The organism is Wolbachia endosymbiont of Drosophila ananassae, from assembly GCF_008033215.1.
In the GTDB taxonomy this organism is placed as follows: Bacteria; Pseudomonadota; Alphaproteobacteria; order Rickettsiales; family Anaplasmataceae; genus Wolbachia; species Wolbachia pipientis.
Map to the genome: position 1 here is coordinate 569203 of NZ_CP042904.1, position 19398 is coordinate 588600.

13 protein-coding genes and 4 pseudogenes are annotated in these 19398 nt (G+C 34.9%); 2 read left to right on the top strand and 15 right to left on the bottom strand.

Features of this window, described 5'->3' with window-relative positions:
* Nucleotides 1-25: 25 nt before the first annotated feature.
* Together cifB and EA652_RS02830 are read left to right on the top strand one after the other, a co-directional pair.
* A pseudogene (cifB, locus tag EA652_RS02825) lies at nt 26-3526 on the top strand (cytoplasmic incompatibility factor CifB).
* A gap of 1119 nt (nt 3527-4645) precedes the next feature.
* A complete protein-coding gene (locus tag EA652_RS02830; protein ID WP_121692673.1) occupies nt 4646-7546 on the top strand; it encodes an ankyrin repeat domain-containing protein in 2901 nt (966 codons plus the stop codon).
* Nucleotides 7547-7952: 406 nt separating this feature from the next.
* Here the strand turns inward: EA652_RS02830 and EA652_RS02835 are convergent.
* The 15 genes and pseudogenes from EA652_RS02835 to EA652_RS02910 all read right to left on the bottom strand — a co-directional run bounded on the left by EA652_RS02835 (nt 7953) and on the right by EA652_RS02910 (nt 19343).
* Nucleotides 7953-9374, bottom strand: a pseudogene (locus tag EA652_RS02835) (recombinase family protein).
* A gap of 4 nt (nt 9375-9378) precedes the next feature.
* A pseudogene (locus EA652_RS07540) lies at nt 9379-9694 on the bottom strand (DUF2924 domain-containing protein).
* A gap of 509 nt (nt 9695-10203) precedes the next feature.
* Nucleotides 10204-10819 (bottom strand): annotated as a pseudogene (locus EA652_RS02850) (ankyrin repeat domain-containing protein); the annotation flags it as partial.
* Nucleotides 10820-10974: 155 nt separating this feature from the next.
* A complete protein-coding gene (locus EA652_RS02855; RefSeq protein WP_044471240.1) occupies nt 10975-12135 on the bottom strand; it encodes a phage tail protein in 1161 nt (386 codons plus the stop codon).
* Nucleotides 12135-12926 (bottom strand): baseplate assembly protein, encoded by a 792-nt coding sequence (locus tag EA652_RS02860; RefSeq protein WP_012673194.1) that lies wholly within the window; start codon nt 12924-12926, stop codon nt 12135-12137. Before EA652_RS02860 ends, EA652_RS02855 begins: the two co-directional genes overlap by 1 nt.
* Before the next feature lie 2 nt (nt 12927-12928).
* Entirely contained in the window at nt 12929-13264 is a 336-nt protein-coding gene (locus tag EA652_RS02865; RefSeq protein ID WP_007552425.1) for a GPW/gp25 family protein, read from the bottom strand.
* A 2-nt stretch (nt 13265-13266) separates the two neighbouring features.
* Nucleotides 13267-13521 (bottom strand): PAAR domain-containing protein, encoded by a 255-nt coding sequence (locus EA652_RS02870; protein ID WP_010082105.1) that lies wholly within the window; start codon nt 13519-13521, stop codon nt 13267-13269.
* Between the two features lie 7 nt (nt 13522-13528).
* Complete coding sequence (locus EA652_RS02875) at nt 13529-13993, bottom strand: phage baseplate assembly protein V (protein WP_012673195.1); 465 nt, start codon at nt 13991-13993, stop codon at nt 13529-13531.
* Nucleotides 13980-14456: a hypothetical protein gene (locus tag EA652_RS02880; protein WP_010962732.1), complete on the bottom strand. Its 477-nt coding sequence runs from the start codon at nt 14454-14456 to the stop codon at nt 13980-13982. The genes EA652_RS02875 and EA652_RS02880 overlap by 14 nt, the downstream gene beginning before the upstream one ends.
* A complete protein-coding gene (locus EA652_RS02885; protein ID WP_006280676.1) occupies nt 14453-14974 on the bottom strand; it encodes a phage tail protein in 522 nt (173 codons plus the stop codon). The genes EA652_RS02880 and EA652_RS02885 overlap by 4 nt, the downstream gene beginning before the upstream one ends.
* Before the next feature lies 1 nt (nt 14975).
* The gene (locus EA652_RS02890; protein WP_007550857.1) at nt 14976-15281 is read right to left on the bottom strand and encodes a head-tail joining protein; all 306 of its coding nucleotides are present in this window, start codon (nt 15279-15281) and stop codon (nt 14976-14978) included.
* A gap of 97 nt (nt 15282-15378) precedes the next feature.
* A complete protein-coding gene (locus EA652_RS02895; RefSeq protein ID WP_006280204.1) occupies nt 15379-16383 on the bottom strand; it encodes a major capsid protein in 1005 nt (334 codons plus the stop codon).
* A 37-nt stretch (nt 16384-16420) separates the two neighbouring features.
* Complete coding sequence (locus tag EA652_RS02900) at nt 16421-16792, bottom strand: head decoration protein (RefSeq protein WP_010082142.1); 372 nt, start codon at nt 16790-16792, stop codon at nt 16421-16423.
* Between the two features lie 74 nt (nt 16793-16866).
* Nucleotides 16867-17928, bottom strand: coding sequence for a S49 family peptidase (locus EA652_RS02905; RefSeq protein ID WP_006280203.1), 1062 nt, complete (start codon nt 17926-17928; stop codon nt 16867-16869).
* A complete protein-coding gene (locus tag EA652_RS02910) occupies nt 17925-19343 on the bottom strand; it encodes a phage portal protein (RefSeq protein ID WP_012673196.1) in 1419 nt (472 codons plus the stop codon). Before EA652_RS02910 ends, EA652_RS02905 begins: the two co-directional genes overlap by 4 nt.
* Nucleotides 19344-19398: the final 55 nt, after the last annotated feature.

The following is a 19398-nucleotide window of genomic DNA, read 5'->3' on the forward strand; positions in this document are numbered from 1 at the left end:
CTTTGTGTCTTTAATAAGAAGTTTAGTGGATGGAGATCTTGATGGTTTTAGACAAGAGTTTGAATCCTTTTTAGATCAATGTCCATTTTTCTTGTATCATGTAAGTACAGGACGTTTCCTTCCTGTATTCTTTTTCAGTATGTTTGCTACTGCTCATGATGCTAATATCTTAAAAGCAAATGAGAGAGTGTATTTTCGTTTTGATAATCATGGTATTGATACAGGTGGTAGAAATAGAAATACAGGGAACCTAAAAGTCGCTGTTTATCGTGACGGACAGCAAGTTGTCAGATGCTACAGTATTTCTGATCGTCTTAATAGTGATGGGTTAAGGTTCAGTACAAGGGAAAGAAATGCTCTAGTGCGAGAGATTAGAGGGCAAAATCCAAATTTAAGGGAAGAAGACCTAAATTTTGAGCAATACAAAGTATGCATGCATGGAAAGGGCAAGAGTCAGGGAGAGGCGATTGCAACAGTATTCGAGGTGATTCGTGAAAAAGATTCTCAAGGTAGAGATAGATTTGCTAAATATTCAGCGTCTGAGATTAGCCTTCTTAGGCATATAGAACGCAATAGGCTTAATGGGATTAATGCGCCTGCGCCACGCAGTTTGTTGACAGTTAAGGAAATAGGAAGTATATGACTCAATCAAGATCAGAGAGTACAGCTTGGTCATTTGGTCAATTTTGTGCAAGTTGCACCGGGTCAGCAAGGGATTTTCAGTTTTATGGAAGTGCTAGCAAGTAACCAAAGAATAAATATAGAACGTGGAATAAATGAAGGAATTTTGCCATACATAACTCGAATCTATCGTAGTTACCTAGGCAGCCTACAAAATGACATTCAAAATCGCAGTCAAAAGTTTGAGAGTCACGGATTTTTCTTAGGTTTGTTGGCAAATTTTATTCATCTCTACACAATAGATATTGACCTTGACTTGTCTCCTGGAAATTCATATGTTGCTTTTCTTATATGTCATCAGGCAGAGAGAGAAAACATTCCTATCGTTATTAATGTTACTAGATGGAGGACATCGTCTGATATTGCATTAAACCGCGCTAGAGCTGATGCTAAAAGATTACATGCTTCTTCATTTATATCTATTCACACTGAATCAAGAAATGCTGTTTGTATTGGATTAAATTTTAATCTGAATATAGATCCTTTTAGTATTGATACAGTAGAGTTTTTAGAGAATAGATTTCCTTTGGTACAAAGATTATTTGAGTGTTTGGAGGATGAAGGAATTAGAGAAAATATTAGAGATTTCTTGCTTCAACATCTTCCTAACGAAATACCAAGAAATGCAGAGAATTATAACAGAATATTTGATTGCATAACTGGTTTTGCTTTTGGGAATAGTATTTTAGAAGAGTTCAGATTAGTAAACGCAGTTCAACAACGTGTAAGAAAGTATATATTTAGATATGGTGATGAGAATCATGCTTTAACCATGGTCTTCCATACTCAAGGTTCTGATATAGTTATACTTCATATTAGAGATAACAACGCTGTACAACAAGGAGCCATCAATTTACAAGATCTTAATGTTGACGGAAATAATGTTCATGTACGGGAAGTTTCATGCACACTTAATAATCAACTTGGCCTTAATATTCATACAGATAACCTTGGTTTATATCACAATTACCAAAATAATAATGCAAATAATTTTCTTGGTGGTAATCTTGTGCAAGTGCCTAATGCTGGAAATGTGCATAATGCTTTAAATCAAGTTATGAATGATGGCTGGCAAGATAGATTTCAGCATCAAGAATTATTTAGAAACATTTCTGCAGTATTAATGCCAGAAGATACGCATGGCAATATGATAATAGATGTAAATAGCAAAGATAAGTTTCGCTCTATACTACATGGTACATTTTATGCTAGTGATAATCCTTATAAAGTGCTTGCTATGTATAAAGTTGGTCAAACATATAGTTTAAAAAGGTGGCAGGAAGAAGAAGGAGAAAGGGTAATACTTACAAGAGTTACAGAACAGAGACTAGGTCTTCTATTATTAAGACAACCTACAGCAGATACTCACCCAATTGGATATGTATTAGGATTTGCTGATAATGCAGAAGAAGTAGAACAGGAGCAAGACGAGGCAAGGTACAAAATAACAGAATTGATGAGCAAACAAAGGGGATATTTGCCTATTACTTCTGGAAATGAGGTGGTTTTGTCTTATGCTGTATTTAATAGAGGTGCACAGAGAGCAGAAGACTTTATATCTCTTCCACAACAAGCAGTGTATGTACATAGACTTGATCGTCGTGGTCATGACTCAAGACCAGAAGTATTAGTGGGACCTGAAAGTGTTATTGATGAAAATCCACCAGAAAATCTATTGTCAGATCAAACTCGTGAAAATTTCAGGCGCTTTTACATGGAAAAAAGACCAGGACAGAACTCGATTTTTTTGCTTGATATAGATGATAATCTGCACGTTCCATTTAGTTACTTGCAAGGTACTAGAGCACAGGCAATAGAAACATTAAGGTCAAGAATAAGGGGAGGTGGTACTTCTACAGCACAAGGAATATTACAACAAATAAACACTATCCTTCGTAGAAACAACGCTCGTGAAATAGAAGATGTGCATAATCTACTTGCACTAGACTTTGCAACAGAAAATCAAAATTTCCGTTATTGGCTACAAACTCATGACATGTTTTTCGCTGCACGACAATATACTTTCCATGATGATCGATCTAATCCAACTAATGATCGTCATGATTTTGCAATAACTTCAGTAGGAGTCGATGGAAATCAAAATGATCCAACAGGTAGGGACTTATTAAGTAGTAACATAGATAACTTTAAACAAAAAGTAGATTCGGGTGAAAAAGATAGATTAACTGCTATTATTAATGTAGGTAATCGTCATTGGGTTACATTAGTTATTGTCCACCAAAATGGAAATTATTATGGGTATTATGCTGATTCACTTGGTCCAGATAGTCGTATTGACAATAATATTCGAGGAGCTTTAAGAGAATGTGATATTAGCGATGATAATGTCCATGATGTTTCCGTTCATCAGCAAACAGATGGCCATAATTGTGGCATATGGGCATACGAAAATGCTAGGGATATTAACCAAGCTATTGATCAAGCTTTACAGGGAAATAGTAACTTTGGAGAGAAAGGTGAAGGTATTATAGGTTATATACGTGGTCTTCTTAGTGCAGGAATTGGAAATGACACTAGACAACCTCAAAGAAATGAACAATACTTTAGAAATCGGAGAAGAAATATTTCACAATTATTCCAAAATGATTCTCTATCTTCTCCTAGGGGTAGATTGATTCAAGGTCGTCCAGGAATTCAACATGAAATTGATCCATTACTATTACAATTTTTAGAACTCCAATATCCACAGCGTGGAGGTGGGGGAGCATTGCAATTAGGCGGAGAAAGAGTGATATCAATTGATTTTGGTCCGCAATCTGTATTGGATGAAATTGATGGAGTGAATAGAGTTTATGATCATAGCAATGGTAGAGGCAGTAGGTAGAGGTTAATAGGTGAATGAAGTATTTCTTTACTCCATATTTACGCGTTGGTTGTAATGGGTCTTTTAATTTATTTCTGCATATTTTTTTTGGGGGGTTGTTTATTAACAATAATATAGAAGATATTAATAAAGCTTTTGTCCGTAAAGCACATTCATGAGAGCGATATTTTCTTAAAATCAGCTAGCTTTAGATGCTGAAGTTGTGTACCGTTTAGAATAACTTCCTTAATTTTGGATATAAAATAATTTAAACGTAAGATCCACTGTAAAAGATAAGATTTAATTTGGAAGAAAAATTGATGTGATTAGAACTTGACCTTACATAGTGTAGGAATATTTTTTATAAAAAGAACAATATCCATTTGAAATGTAAAATTATCATAAATTTTTCTTTTTGTTCTCAAATGAATTACTATTAATTTAGTATTATATATTGCTAATAACTTAAATAATCCAACCATTTCCAGCAACAAAAAACGCTACCCGTGAGAACATTTTTCTTTGGGATGGGATGGTCTACCATATGTACCATACGAACTTTTTAATATAACAATTTAACTATACGCTAAAACTAGCTATATTAGCCCATTTCATCCATATCTACATACGAACTTTTTTGCCTAAGCTTATTGAAATAATTTAAATCTTCTATTTTTATAACCTTATTTTTACGCGGCTTGTTCTCACAAATATACGACCTTTTTTGCAATCTTAGGAAGAGTCAATAATTCAATTCCTTATAACACTAGCTAGCATGGTATCTTCACTAAAATATTTTTTTAAAAAGTTAGTTGACTTATAAATAATTCTCTACTAATACTAGCATATGTTTGTTTATTCTGCTGAAGTGGCTCCGCAGGTTACTGTATAAGCTTCAGCAGTTTTTGTACTCCTTTAAAGCATCATATTCCTATATATTAAATATAGCTGGTGTTCTCAATTTTGTTGATCTATAGTAAAATTGGCTAAAACTTCCAGTAATAAACAACTTTTAACCTAGCAGTACTCACCATAAAAACTTAACAAAAATATGAGTAGTAAAAAAATTATGTTGAAATTAACTTGACACATACTACACATTCTATATAATATATTCTATATCTAGAGCTAGGAGGTAATATGGATACAGGGTCAGTAAAATATATTGCAGAACCTATCAGTGAACAAAGCAAACACACTGATGAGCAAAAACTGAAGTGTGACCTAAGTGCTGGACAAGAGTTTTCAGAAATAGGTAGCCCAAAAACAGAAGCAACTGGATTACCAGTAGATAGTTATTATGAATTCATTAAGCGAGATTTATTTTCGGCTGATAGAAGTTTGATAGATGATAAAAAATACTTAGAGGATTTAATAGATGAGTGGCTTATTCATGCACCTAACTTAGGACTGGAAGAGAGTCAAAAAAAGTTAAATCAAAAATTACTCAATAGTATTATAAAAGATTTTAATATGGGAAATTATGACTCATTTTCAAATCTTAAGCAGTTTTTAGAAAGTAACGAGAAAAATAAAGACCTGAAGTACGTTCTTAATTTAAAAAGAGGGCATCTAGGAACAACAATATTGAACGTGTTTCTCGAATACGACGAAATTATTCCTTCTCTTCTCAAAGCTGGTGCTGATCTAAATATGCAGGATAATAAAGGTAAAACACTTTTGCATGATACTGCTATTTATTCTAGTGGATATGAAGATCTTGGGTATCTCTTAGATGCAAAAGCTGATCCAAATATACAAGATGAAAAAGGTAACACACCTTTACACTATTATGCTGCTAAGTGTAGTGATCAAAGCAGAAAAACTATGGATTTGCTCATAAGCAAAGGAGCTGATTTAAGCATAAAAAATAACGATGGAAAAACTCCACTGCAAGTTGCAATTGATAATGACAACATTATAGGATGTTTATTAACTAATAGTCAAAAAAAATTAAGAGAGCAACTAGGTAAAATGCTTCTCGCTACAAGTTCTGATGAAGATTGGGATAATGCTTATGATCCAGAGGTTGAAAATCTAAGAAAGTTTTTAAATCAATATGAAAATGACAACGACTTAAAGATAGTTTTAAATGTTAAGGATGATAGTTCAGTACTTCTTGATTCGCCATCTCGTCAATTTCCTAATGTAAAAGCCTTGCTCTTAAAAGCAGGAGCAGCTGATTTTATAGGTAAAAAACAAGACAATTATGAAAAATGCGATAGTTTTTTATCAGAGATTTATCAAATAAATTACCTTGCTAAACGCAATGAGTTTTTAAGTAAGGTAGTAAAAGCTAAAAGCATGATTGAATTACAAGAAGTTGTAAATGAGATTATAGCTTCTGGAATGAGATTAAATTTTGCTAAAGACAAAGATTATTACTTTGCAGATCACGTACTAGAAAAAATTGCTCAGATAGAAGGAAGCTATGGAATTGCCAGTGATATAGTATGTACATTAATATCAAGAGGAGCAAAGTTAAAAAGGTCAGAAAGTTTAAAAGTCATTGATACAATAGAATTAAAGTTCAAAGCTCATAAGGCTAATATGATCAGTGCTCATTTAGAGTATGTTAGTAATGCTGAGGAATTTTTTAGAATTGCAAAGGCTGCTACCAGCGGTCAACTATATGATGGAAAAATCGATAATAATGTATTTTACTTAGAATACTCAGAGGATAGTATAATAGATGTTGCAAGAATCACAAATAGAACAAGAAATCTGGAACTAATTCAGGAATCATATAGAAGGGATATAATAAAAATTGGCAAAAGTAAGATGGAAATTATAACCGAAAACGGCATAAGGTATTACACAGATCTTACAGAAGGCAGCGATATAGTATTAACTTTCTATACTAGTTTGGGAAATATAGACCTTAGACTGTATCCTGACATACAGGATAAAAGCAAGATTATAGTAGAAGTGAGTAATAGAGAAGAAATATTAGAAAAATTCAAAGGTCGCGAAGAAGAGTTAGGCAATGATTGCGCGCTCGGTGGCTACTCGGTCTACAATGCTATTGAACAGGGATATTTTGAAAGGTCTAGAAAATTAATGCGTCCTGAAGTAATAAGCGAGTCTAACAACAAATGGACAGAACGTGAAGAGTTAAGAAGGGATTCTATGGAGGAAATTGCTAGAAGGCATAAGTTATTACAAGATTTACGCAATATTGAGTCTAATATTGTACAAAAGGAGAAGAATTTTGACATAAAAACTTACCTGATAGACATCTTTAAAACTTTATCTAGGTTCTATGAAGAAAAAGGGGATATTTCTAAAACAGACTTAGCTAAAGCAGCAGAAAAGGAAAGTAAAAAATTGGGGTTAGAAGGTAAATACAACTGGAGTAAGATTTTTGGTTTAGAGGAAGAAATTATTGAAAAGGTAGAAAAACAAGGTGATAAAGAGCAAAAATCAAACATACCTGATGACTTCTATTTAGGGCACACAATCAATAATGGAAGCTGTTTTTTTGATTCATTCAGGCAAAGTCTAGAACAACAGAAGGGAATCAAAGTTACTGTAGAGCAGTTAAGGAATGAGTGTAAGAGATTTGCGCAAGACAATCCTCCAGAGTGGTTTATAAGTAAAATTGGCAATGACTTTGATGAGGTTGAAAGTGAGCTCGTAAATCGTGGAATTACGTGTAACCAATATATCAATAGCATTGGAAAGAATGAATTTTGGGGACGTTCCGATATCGAGGGCAGAGTACTTTGTGATAAGTATGGTGTGAAATTGCATGTTGCAGAAAGTAACCCATTGCACACTATTGATAAGCAACAAGATCCGTTCTTGCATCAGTTAATAGATAGCTCAGGATCAAAAGCAGGTAAGATAGATTATAGTCACAATAGTGCCTTACATATGGTAAATGGAGGCCATGATCATTTTCAACCCCTACTTTATAGAAATAAGGCCTTGGCAAAACAAACGCAAGAACAAAAAGATTCCTTATGCTATTCAAGCTTGCCAAGCTGTAGTATGGATGAGTTAAAAATAGAAAAAGCCAACATAAGGCACTGCTTGTAAGTAGACCATAGCTTTGTATATGACTTGTGACACAACAATGAAGGGGAAAGTTTATTTATTAAGTTAAAAAAGAAATTATTTTACTTAAAAAACTTACTTAGTGCTTATGAATTTTCAAGTACACTTTCAGATTCAAAGAGGCTATAGATTGCTCGACATGTACTACTTCGTGGAGTTGTGTGCTGAAGTTTAGAGTATTGCTTTTTTTGATGTTTACAGAATTTTCCTCCAAATCTACTATTAAAATATGCAGTTAAAGTTGGATACATTTTTTATCACTATTGCATCTGATATGCTAAAATCTTCATTATTTATATTGATATTTTCGCATAATTGATTCTGTAACATTGACTTACTTTTCTATATCAATTTCAACATCTTTTTGTGTGGCCCTTTTCTGTTGCTTTTATAAATCAAGACCATAGAATTTCTCCCTTTGCTCACTCCACAGCATCGGTATTTCTTTTAAATCAACTAACTTCAAACCCCTTGGCTGCCTCCCATTTACTATGTCTTCTTTTATCTTTGGTGCTAAATAATTCAACCTTAAAATCTGCTGTATACGTCTTGCACCTATATTAATTTTGGCACTCAGCTCTTTTATACTTCCATATTTTCCCTCTTCTAGTTGCCGTTTCCACAGATGGGCTCTTACCACTGCTTTCAGTAACGCATTGTTCGTTTTTCCTTCAGGTTCCATTACTACACATTTGTTTCCTTTCTTCTTTATTGGTATAAATTCTATCTTATCCTCTGAACTCACTTCTATTCCATCTCCTTTTACCATTACTCCTTTTATTAACTTTTTCACTACTTCTTTCTGCTTTCCAAAACTTAAATTTTTCCACTCTTCTTCGGTCTTTTCTTTCCAATTTTCATATAGCTGCTCTGTCTTCCTCATTACTTCTTTTTCCACTTCTCCAGCTACTATTGTTCGATTCACTGATTCACAATTTTTTCCCCTTAAATGATTATTGCATACGTAGTATCGATACCTTTTATTTTCCTTTTTGCCGTCAATATATTACATCACAGTTTCTTAATCTTACCTTATTCCCTTTTTTATATGGTTGATTCCTTATCAATCCCTGCGCTTTTTGCCATTTTTCTTCTTCTATTATCGCCTCATGCCTCACAATTGTTTGTCTAATGTCTTATCGCCGATATTGATTTGTTATTATTCTTCTCACTGTTGCTTTTTTAAAAATATCTGATTTTGCTTTTGTTCGATATCCCTCTGTTCAACTCGCCAACTCTGCCATTGACTTCAGCTCTACATACCTTTCAAATATATGTTCACTGTCTTTGCTTCTTTTTCATTTATTATTAATTTTATCTTTTACATCATACCCAAGTGTTCCACCCATCCATAACCCCTGTTCTTTCTTTGATGTTGCTATTTTATTTTTTACTCTCTACTATCATTTCTTTCTAGTTGTGCCGCCCCTGATAGCACTGTTTGTACAAATTTTCCCATTGGCGTATTATTGTCGAATATTTGTGTTACTGCTACAAACTTATCCGGTGCCTTCTAAAAATGATGTTACTTATGCAGTCCTTTGTTTCTCTTGATAACCTATCTAGCGTATATACTACTACACAGTCGACTTCTCCTACCTTACATCTTCAAACAATTCCTTTATCGCTGGTCTATTCAAATTACTCCCTGAGAACCCTCCATCATCGTATTTTGCCAATGCTACCCACCCTTCTCGGCTTTATATACTTCTCACATACTACTCGCTGTGCATCTAAACTATTAAACTTTGTTCTAGCCCTGTCTTCATTTGATTTTCTCTGTATATATCGCATCTACCTCTTTCAGCATTCTCTTATCTCATTCCAAATAGGAGCGGTCCATTATAACTCATTCCCATTATTTTGCCGGCTACTGCTGATAATGACGTATAAAACTTCTTTATTTTTTATCGTTATTTATTACCTTTTCCCCTTTGTTTCGTACTTTTTTTATTATGTTTATGTCTTTGTTCGATTTGGTATTTGTCTTTTGCCCCTTTTCTTGATATTTCTCCGTACGCTTTTTCCCATTCTATAAGCTAATCTTGGTATCAGGTATTTCTTTGATATCTAGGCATACCCTTTTCCATATTTTCCTCACCTCTCCAACGCTTTTTTCTCTAAATTCATTACTTTCTTTCTATTTCTTCCTTTCTTTCCATATTTTCAGCCTCTCATAATTTCTCAAATAACTTTTCTATTCTGTCTGTTTCTCTTCAATATTTCAGTTACCTCACTATTTTTGCATAATCCATCGTTGTCATCCTAATTTATCTGCTTGTTCTATTTAGCCTTGTTACAGCTCCTCCACTATTTACTTTTTCCCCATTATATATGTGCAGCGGTGATGCCATTATATAGCATTTACATTTCCTGATTTTATCAATTTAACTGTTTTAGACGTTTCTCCGTTATCGCTGGTGTGTGTATATCCTTTACATCTGCTGCATTCATTCGCTTCTTTTTCAACTATTAAGCTCACTGTTTTTCCGTCTACTGTATAATGCAGCCCTTTGTCCCCTTAATATTTTTACCTGAGTTCCTCAATTCTTTTTAGTGCATCCTCTTTTCTTTTACCCACTCATTTTCTTGATGTCCTTTTATCTCACCACCTCATCTATCATTTCGCGATGATTTTACATTGATTTGTCTTTTCTTTTTCGACTTTTTTTATTCTTGCATATAGTTCTATCCAACTTGTCTGCTATTTCTCCCACTAGCCCTCTATTCCATAGCACGTCAGTTTTCTACTTTTACTCCACTTTTGTCTCAAAATTTTACTTGCCTTTCACTCTCTTCCCATCACATAGACAATACTTTTCACTTTCCCATATGTAATACATTGGTGTTGAACCATACTTATTCAGTTGATTAACTTCAGATCCTGCTTTTACTAGCTCTTTATTATTTCAACTCCTGCTCCTCCTATTTTACATGCAGAGTGCAGTGGCGTACATCCACTGACATATTGAGTGGCATTTATTTCCGCTCCTGACCTTAGCAGTACTTTTACATTTTCTAAACTTTTTGCGAATACTGCACAGTGCAGTGGCGTATAACCATTTTTATCTCTTGCATTGATCTCCGTTTCTTTAACTATTAATTCCTCACTGTTTTGTGATCGGAATTTTCTACTGCATGGTGCAATACTGTTTCTCCTTTTTCATCCCTTTTATTAATATTTTTAAATCCATTCCTTGATACTTCTTTAAAAAACTTGTTAAAAGATTCTTTCTTTTCTTCGCTGAACCCCATTTCATACCTCACAAAATTATCTTTTCTAGCGCCAGACAAATTATATTTACTGCATTCAAGAGCCCAGTGTGTTTGGTAAAGGCAAGTCTTTTTTCGCGTAGTACACCTTTTTAACTAAATACTAATATAGTATATGAAGATATAAATATATATGCTTAATGCATTAAACATATTACTTGTTTCTCTTCCCAACCTCTGTTCAAATGACGATGTTCGTGCCACGTTAGTACGCCTGGGTAAAACACTAAAACGTAATTTTCCGGTTCATGTATTGAATCCTTTTGCTCTGAATTTAAATCCCTTTCAAAATGAATATTGTGCTCTGCCACACCAAATATTATAACTTTTTGGTTGGTAAAATCTTCTACTTTGTAGTGGTGAGTAACGCTAAACCTTTCTAAAATTGGCTTGTGTTTTAAATTCCACAGTTGTTCAGATAGTTTATCACTTCCTAGTAAAAATTTACTTCCTTTCTCTTCTCCACTCGTAACCGGAAAACACGCGTTTATTTCTCCTAAGTTCCAGCTATCTGATAATACTATCTGCGCTTTAGCAAACTTAATCTTAGGTAATAAGCTCTGTGGTAGCGGATATAGCGCTTTGAAGTTATACCACACATGATTTCGTTCATAAATACCGTTGTAGTTCTTAGTATGAGGCTCGGTTTCTCCAAGTATTGCTACATCCAAGCGATATATGTCATTGCTTAAAGCTCGTTCATAATGATCGCGTAGATAGTTTTCTACAATCCTAATAACCGGACCATGAGACCTGAAAAAATTTACTCTTCCAAATGATAAAACTGGCCCATCTTTTTCTATTTTTACCCCGGAATAATCCGATAATAAACTTCCGAAAAAACTCTCATCCAATATGAACCTGCTAATGTTGTAATAATCGTTAAAAATCCTCATTAGCCTCGATCTTGCAGGCAATGATAGTTTTGCTAGTTCTACTACTGCATCAACGAAGAAGTCATTCGGAACATCTTTTATCCCTATCTGCAGTTCAAAGAAGTGCTTGCCAGATGGTTCTTCGATAATTGTAATATCTTCTATATTTGCCCATTTTAGTGCTATTTTCAGTGAAGCAGGTGTTCCTCTTAAACGCTGAAATTTTATCCCTTTTTTTATCGCCTTTCTTTTGTCTTTTACCCAATGTAGGATTTCTCCTAGCCCATATTCCTCTATTATCCATGGCAACACTTTTTCCCCTTGGCTAAATTTAAACCCTCTGATACAACCAGGATCTACTTTGTAATCTATTGCATCAACCAGCGCTTTTTCCTTTTTTGTTGCGTTTGGCGGTAATAGCATTAATTTAACTCAACATTTAAACTTTTTAAGAAAGCGCACTCATTTCCTTTCACAACTATGTCTTCTCTTGGCTCTATTAATTCCACGTTTTCTACTCCTTCCATAAACAAATTGGCTATTATCCATGATCTTGTTACCTTCCATCCTAATCTTTTCGTTGTTCCAAATTTTTCGATAAATTTCTTCTTCACCGTTTCAATAATATCTGGTCTTTTAATGCTAATTTTACTGTGGATATCTATTTCTATCATATTGCAACTTACCACTTCAACTGTATCTGTTAAAATCCTCACATCCTCCCTGTTTAGCTGATTTTTGACAATTTCTAGTAATTCTTCTTGCAGTGTGGATAATTCTGTGGATAAGATTGAAACTTGTACTTTCCCTGGTATAGGTGATTCTACTAATGCATCCTTTACTCTACTATCTGCTGACAGTGCATGATATCGATAGTGTTCTTTACTTCCTCCCGTGCTCCAGCCTATTATCTTTGCTTTAATTATTTTTCTAAAACGTTCGTCATCTTCTTCTTTCTGCCTCTCCACTCCATAAAATTCAGCTAAATTATCAAGATCTTCTCCTGTCGCAAACTTAAGTAAATTACTCTTTACTGCTTCGTTTATCCTTTGTCTCAGCAAAAGCTCTCTCCAGGCTGCTACTTCTAATACCTTCATCGCTGAGTCACTTTCTACTAATGCCGTAAAACTTTCATCTCGACTTATTAATTCTTCTTTCATACGTGAAAAGATTTCTTCGAAGTTCAGTGGCTCAATAATGTTAGTCTGCTGCATCTTTATACTACAACCTCATCGAAGCGAATCTTTTTCCCCATTGGTACGTACAACCCTTCCAGGTCAAGCGTTACTTTTCCCTCTTTTACTTCTGTCATTTTTACTTTTTCTAATTTAAACCTTTTTTCCCATTTTTCCAAAGCTTCTGCAGTTGCTGCGTAAATTTCTAGTGTTAAATCACGATTAACTGGCTTATCCAATAATTCAAATAGCCTAGACCCGTAATTCCTCATCATAATTCGTGATCCTATAGGAGTCGTAAGTATATCAATTATTGATTGCTTTAAGTGCTCTATTCCTTCTAACGCTTTTCCTGTTTTACCATCCATACCCTTCATTTCTATTTTGCAAAGACGCTTTTACTGCCTTTTATTACTTTTAACCCACAAGATACTGAATCCCCTACTCTTCCTACACCATGACCATTTGCAAACACTGTTTTTGATCCTTGAATCATTACTTTTCCTTCGTTAAAATTGTCTCCTTTCCTACAGACTGGGAAATCATTTACAAAAACATTATTACTGCCGCTAATGCAAAAATGTGGTGTTGCTTCTCCACAATAATCTCCTACTCGCACAACTGATTTATTCATTTTCCAATTAATTAAGTTCTATTCTATCTGCTTTCAGTTTTATTTCGCTCCTTGTCATCTCTATACTTGATTCCCCAGCTTTCAATGTTATTTTGTCCACTACTTCAATCTCTAAATGATGCTTCTCTTTATCATATAACAATCTTGTCCCATCTTGAATTTTTACACTATTTATTTCTTTTTTATTCTCTGGTGCAGGGTATTTTTCCTGATATATTCCTGCTAATACCACCCCTAATGATAGTTCTCCTAGCGCAGAAAGTATAATAACCTGTTCATCGATATCTGGAGGAGACCAATTTCTATCTTTTCCTGCTTTACTTGTTATCCATGGCAACCAATCTGTTAAAAATTCCCCTATTTGCACTTTTACTCTCGCTTTTTCATAATCTACTTCTTTCACAAGCCCAATACGTACAATGTTAGCTAACTTTCTTTGCAACTCTGAAATAGCAAAATTACTTTCCAACATTTATTTCACCGATTTCTATTTTGTGTGGCATAAATTTTCCCTCTTCCCAAATAGATCGACCCAAGTGTACTTCATGCACCCAGTCTACCATCCACACTAAATACGCGTCTAATTCTGGCCTAAATCCGTCAATTTCTGCTGATATAAATTCACCTGGCGAAACATTTTTTACGTTCCAAGTATTTTTATTTACTACTCTCGCAACCTCAGCAGCTAATTCTCTGACAATAATAGCTGCATTCTCTATTGTGCTATCAATCACAATTCGTGCCTCAAATCTTGCTTTCAGGGCTAATTCTTCTGTTCCTGAATCTTTTCCTTGCTCTAAACTTGACAATTCCACAAATACCGCTGGTGCTACTATTTCCCTTCTTATCATTGGATATATTTCACATGTCTGTATCGCTGGTATTTCTTTCTTCAACATTCTGCAAATTGCTTTGTGCAACTCAATTAAAATCATACTTTTACAATATAGTTTAATTCACGCTCAAAATATTTCTCAAATATCCCTTCTGTTTCATAATTAACTAGCTCCTTTATTATTTTTGATGCTTCTGGTTCCAGTCCTAATTTTACCTCTTGTATTGGCAAAGCTGTTCTTCCTTCACGCCTAAAAACACCACTATTTCCTCTTGGCATTGTTGCCATAAATCCTCCTATAAACTTATGTTTTCCTACTTTCGCTCCTTTTCTTGTTTGTCTCATCTTGCCAATTGCTGATACCCTAATATCATATAAATTTGCTCTCATTAATACATCTAACCTACTTGTCTTAGCCTTAAAAATTCTTAGCCTTTTTCTCATTACCGTTAATTTTATCTTCTTTTCCTCACTAATTTCCTTAGCTGCTTGCGTTTTTAACCATAGTGCTGTTTTGTTCAATGCCCTCACCGCTGCTTTTTCCACTTTTTTCCTTTCAGCATTTACATTTTCAATTACCTTATTAATATTATCGGTAACTTCTATATTAATAGACATTTTACACCCCCGATGCTTGAATTTTCCATACCATTCCTGAATTATCTCTAAGTGGTGGTGTGTGTACTCTGTATCTACAACTACCTATGGAAAAAGTATCTCCTACCATTGGCTTTAATACATCAAACACACTTACTTCCAACAATAAAATTTCTCCTACAAATTGTCCTTCACCAATCTCGTATAATTTATCTGGCTGTTGCTTTAGTACTTGTACCATATATGACTTATCCTTTGATTCATACAAAGCTACTTTTCCTAAATGGGCAAAACAATCTTGCAATAATCTCTTAATATTTTCTTGCATATTTTTCTGCTATATACTAACCTTTACATGCTAAGAAGGGGCACACAGGTAAAGCATTCTTCTGCCTCACCACTTTATAGTTGCTCTACCTGTGTTGTTATGTTACAACGACTTTTACTAATACTCCCGGTCTATGGCACATTGGCAGAGAATTTGACTGAGTATGTAAATCGGTCCCTCTATCAAATCTTCTTGGCTCTTGTTTCGCGTAAAGTGGCTGTCCAAGAGTATTTACTGTCTCATTAAAGTCTGCTGGTGCAAAATACGTTGTAAATGTGCTCGCTGTTCCTAGTGGAAAACAGTTTCCACTTTCTCTTTCTATAAATCTTCTTACGGTTCCTTCAGGGTCGGTTGCTTGCCCTCTATACTCTTCAAATGTTATTCCACAGAACGTAAATCCTGATCTCATGTCATTCCTCAGCGCTGCTCCTTCTTGCCATCTTTCATATGCCTCTTTCACTTTACTATGCGAAATTAGTGCATCAAAAAACTCTGGACTTACCAGTGCATGAATCCCCGTCATATATTCACCACTTAAATTGTCCTCAACATGGCGCAATACTTCCAGACACTTACGCTTTACATCGGTTGTCGCAGTCCCCAATGCAAAATTTACTACTTTTGGTGTAATTTCAAATTCGTTGTAAAGGTTTAATAACTCCGACCCATCAGCATCAAGAATGATTCCCTTCAGCGCTCCCATTCTCAAATGTTCTAACGTTATTGCGTGTTTATTTCTCATTAGCTGCAAATGATCAGTTATTACATCTGCCAATGCTTTCAGTTCACTTTCTGACCCAAATGCCCTTATTCCCTGTACTTCCTCAGGCAACACTACGTCATCATGTGGTATATGTGGAATGGTAAAAGTTCTTATTTTTCGTTTTCCACGTTTTCCTACTGTTGCTGGTGCTCCTGGTAACTGCGTTGGTAGTAAACTTAATACTCCATTTTGCTCCTCTATAGTAATATGTCTAAATCTTACTGACCTACTTGGAAACAAATTTAAATTTTCAACTCGTCCATAATTTATCGGCAATATATTTATCGCATTTGTTAGTGCCGTCATGCTAAATGCTGTATTTGTAAATGGATTTTGCATTTTTTCTTTTCCCCCTTTTGTATTTTTAATAGTTTTTTTAAGCTCCCTTGCGGATAATGATCCCTCGTCCTTCAAGGTGCTTTATTGCTGCAGTTTTCTGCTCTTCAATGATATTTGCTGGCCATACAACTGCATGATCTGCTAGTATTGCACCACGAGCAATAATTACTCCTTTACTATTTTCCTTTGCGTTTACATCGCTTGCTATCACTCCTATAGCCGTTTGTGTCCCATCTGTGGCAGTTGGATTTAAAGCTTTAATAAAACCATCTTTAGTATCATAACCAACTACTTTTCCCAGCTTTAGATTTTGTCCCTTGGCTACTGTTATTTGATCTCTTGAATATAGGTTGGACACTTCATATTTCAGAAGATCGCCTAAATTATTTCCTTCAGTTATACTTATCATGTCTTTTTCTCTCCTTTTTTTATTTTTTTACCGCCATATTTGTGGTTGTTATACACGGCGGTTATACACATACTTTAAATGTTTGATTGCGCACGACTTTTCGCTACCTGCATCATCAACTCTTCTCCTGAATTCTGTGGTATTGCACTTAGTATTTCTGTCTTCTTCGTTCGCTCTGCAAGTAACTCCATTAAAACTTCCCTGGCTTGCTCAACACTTACGCTTTGCTCAATAAATTCTCCTATCTTTTCTGGCATTCGTGATAAGTTACATAAACGTATTAATTCAAGAACTTCAGTACGATACTTAGTTAAATTGTCAGTTTCTAGGTCATTTGTAGTTTTTTCATTCATAGTAATATCCCCTTTTTTATTAATAGATTTAAACTCTGAAAGAATTGTAATTCCATCTGCAAGACCTATTTCTACTGCTTTCTCGCCAAAATATAGCCCTGCTTCTGTTGATTTTATTGCCTCTACAGAAAGGTTTCTATTGCGTGCTATTAGCTCAACCAGCATTCCATATAAACGATTCACTTCGCTTTTTAGGCTTTCTAAACTCTCAGAAGTTATTGGCTCATGTGGATTTAAATCATTTTTTCTACTTCCTGCAAATACTGTCGTATATTTTATTCCCTGTTTTTCATCAAACCCACTTTGATCTATATGACTTGCTATTACTCCTATGCTTCCAACTCCTGAAGTTCTAGTTACCAATACTTTTTCAGCACTTGATGCAATTGCATACGCCGCAGAATACGCATCATCATTTGCTATTGCCACAATCCTCTTTTTTCTCCTTGCTTGGTAAATAAAGTCGGAAAGGTCGAATAAACCGTTTACTTCTCCTCCGGGGCTGTCTATGTCCAAAATTATTGTTTCTACTTCTTTATCTATTAAAGCTTCTTCTATCTCTTCACTTATCTTCTCATACGATGTCATCCCCAATACATCATCAAAAACTTCTGACTTTTTCGTCAAGATTCCATGTATTGGTATTATTCCTCTTTCACTATTTCTTACCGCATGTTTTATATTTTTAAAGATAGGCTGCTTTCCTGTTTGTAGTGACAGTAATTCAAAACTCCTTGGTTCTACCATTACACATCTGTTTAGCCATATCGCTTGGTTTTTCATATTATCTCTTGATTAGTAGTAACGTCGGAATCAAAACTTAAACCCAAGGAACTAGCACGTCTTTGATCTTCTGCAATTTCTTGGTCTATTTCTTCTACATCATAACCTAGCTCTGAAACCACTTCTGATCGACTCTTAAATCCATTTCTTACTGCCATTTGTTGTGCTTGCTGGTCTTTTAAAGGATCCACCCAATCAAATCCCTGTGGTATCCATTTTACTTCTTCTTTCGCTGCTTTTGCTACTTTTTTATCTATACTCAGTTCTCCACAGAGTACTGCTAATTCTAGCCATCTACTCCATACTGGTCTGCAAAATTGAAATACCATAATGTTGTGTTGCAGCATAGCACATCTACGACGAAACTCTATTAATCCTGCTCGAATGGATGAATAATTAACGCCCGTTAAATCTCCTGTTAGTTGCTCATATGTTATCCCTGTGCCTATTGCTATTGCCCTCAGCTGCTGTCTCATGAATGCTTCATAACTTCCTCCTACATCAGATGGCTCTGAAAATTTTATGTCTTCTCCTGGGTCTAAAAGCTGCATTGTTCCTGGCTCTAAACCTGATAGTGCTACTCCTTGCTCATTACTTTCACCTTCTCCTAAAATATTTGCTTCAGGATCGAGCCTTGTAATAAACCCTGCAAACATCGCTGCTGTCTTTTTTCTCACTAATTCTGCATCATCATATTGATCAAGTTCATAGAGCTTTAGCAGTATACTCGAAAGCCATGGCTCTCCTCTAATTTGCCCAGGTCTTAATGGTCTATAAATATGTAAAACATCATTTGCTGGCACTCTCACTGATTCACCAAATGAGCCTTCACCAGGGTGTTCTTTAAATAGGTAATATGCTTCTCTTTGCCCAAGCTTGTTAAACTCAATCCCGTTTCTTATTACATTACCATTTCCTAAAGTTTGATTTGTTTTATTATCTAAATGTTCAGACTCAAGTACTTGCAGTTGTAATGGCACAGAAAATCTATCTTCCAGCTTTCTCGTTCTTAAACGTACAAAACATTCTCCTCCCTCTATCATACTTCTGCATACTAGAGCTTGTAATCCATAAAAATCACTTACTCCGTTACTGTCTGCTTCATCTGTCCATCTTAGCCATAATTCTTGCACCCTCTTTCGAAATTCCCCATCCCTTGCTTTTGATTGCGGTTTTATTCCTGTTCCAATAGAGTTACTTACTATTGTATCAATAATATTTGCTGCATATGGATTTTTTCTCACCATATCACGTGATCTACTACGTAAAGTTTCAAGGTTTTGAGACAGCAAATTGTTTATACTTCCTAACTCTGGTTGAAAGTGAAAAAATCTTCTTCCTGAGCCTGCAGCATCCCAGGCTGAGCTTTTTATCTTTGGTTTGTTAAATAGTTGTTTGAATGATTTTAATAACATTTTGCCTCTTTGATTATGCAACAAGTTGTTGCACAATTTGACATTGAAAAATTAT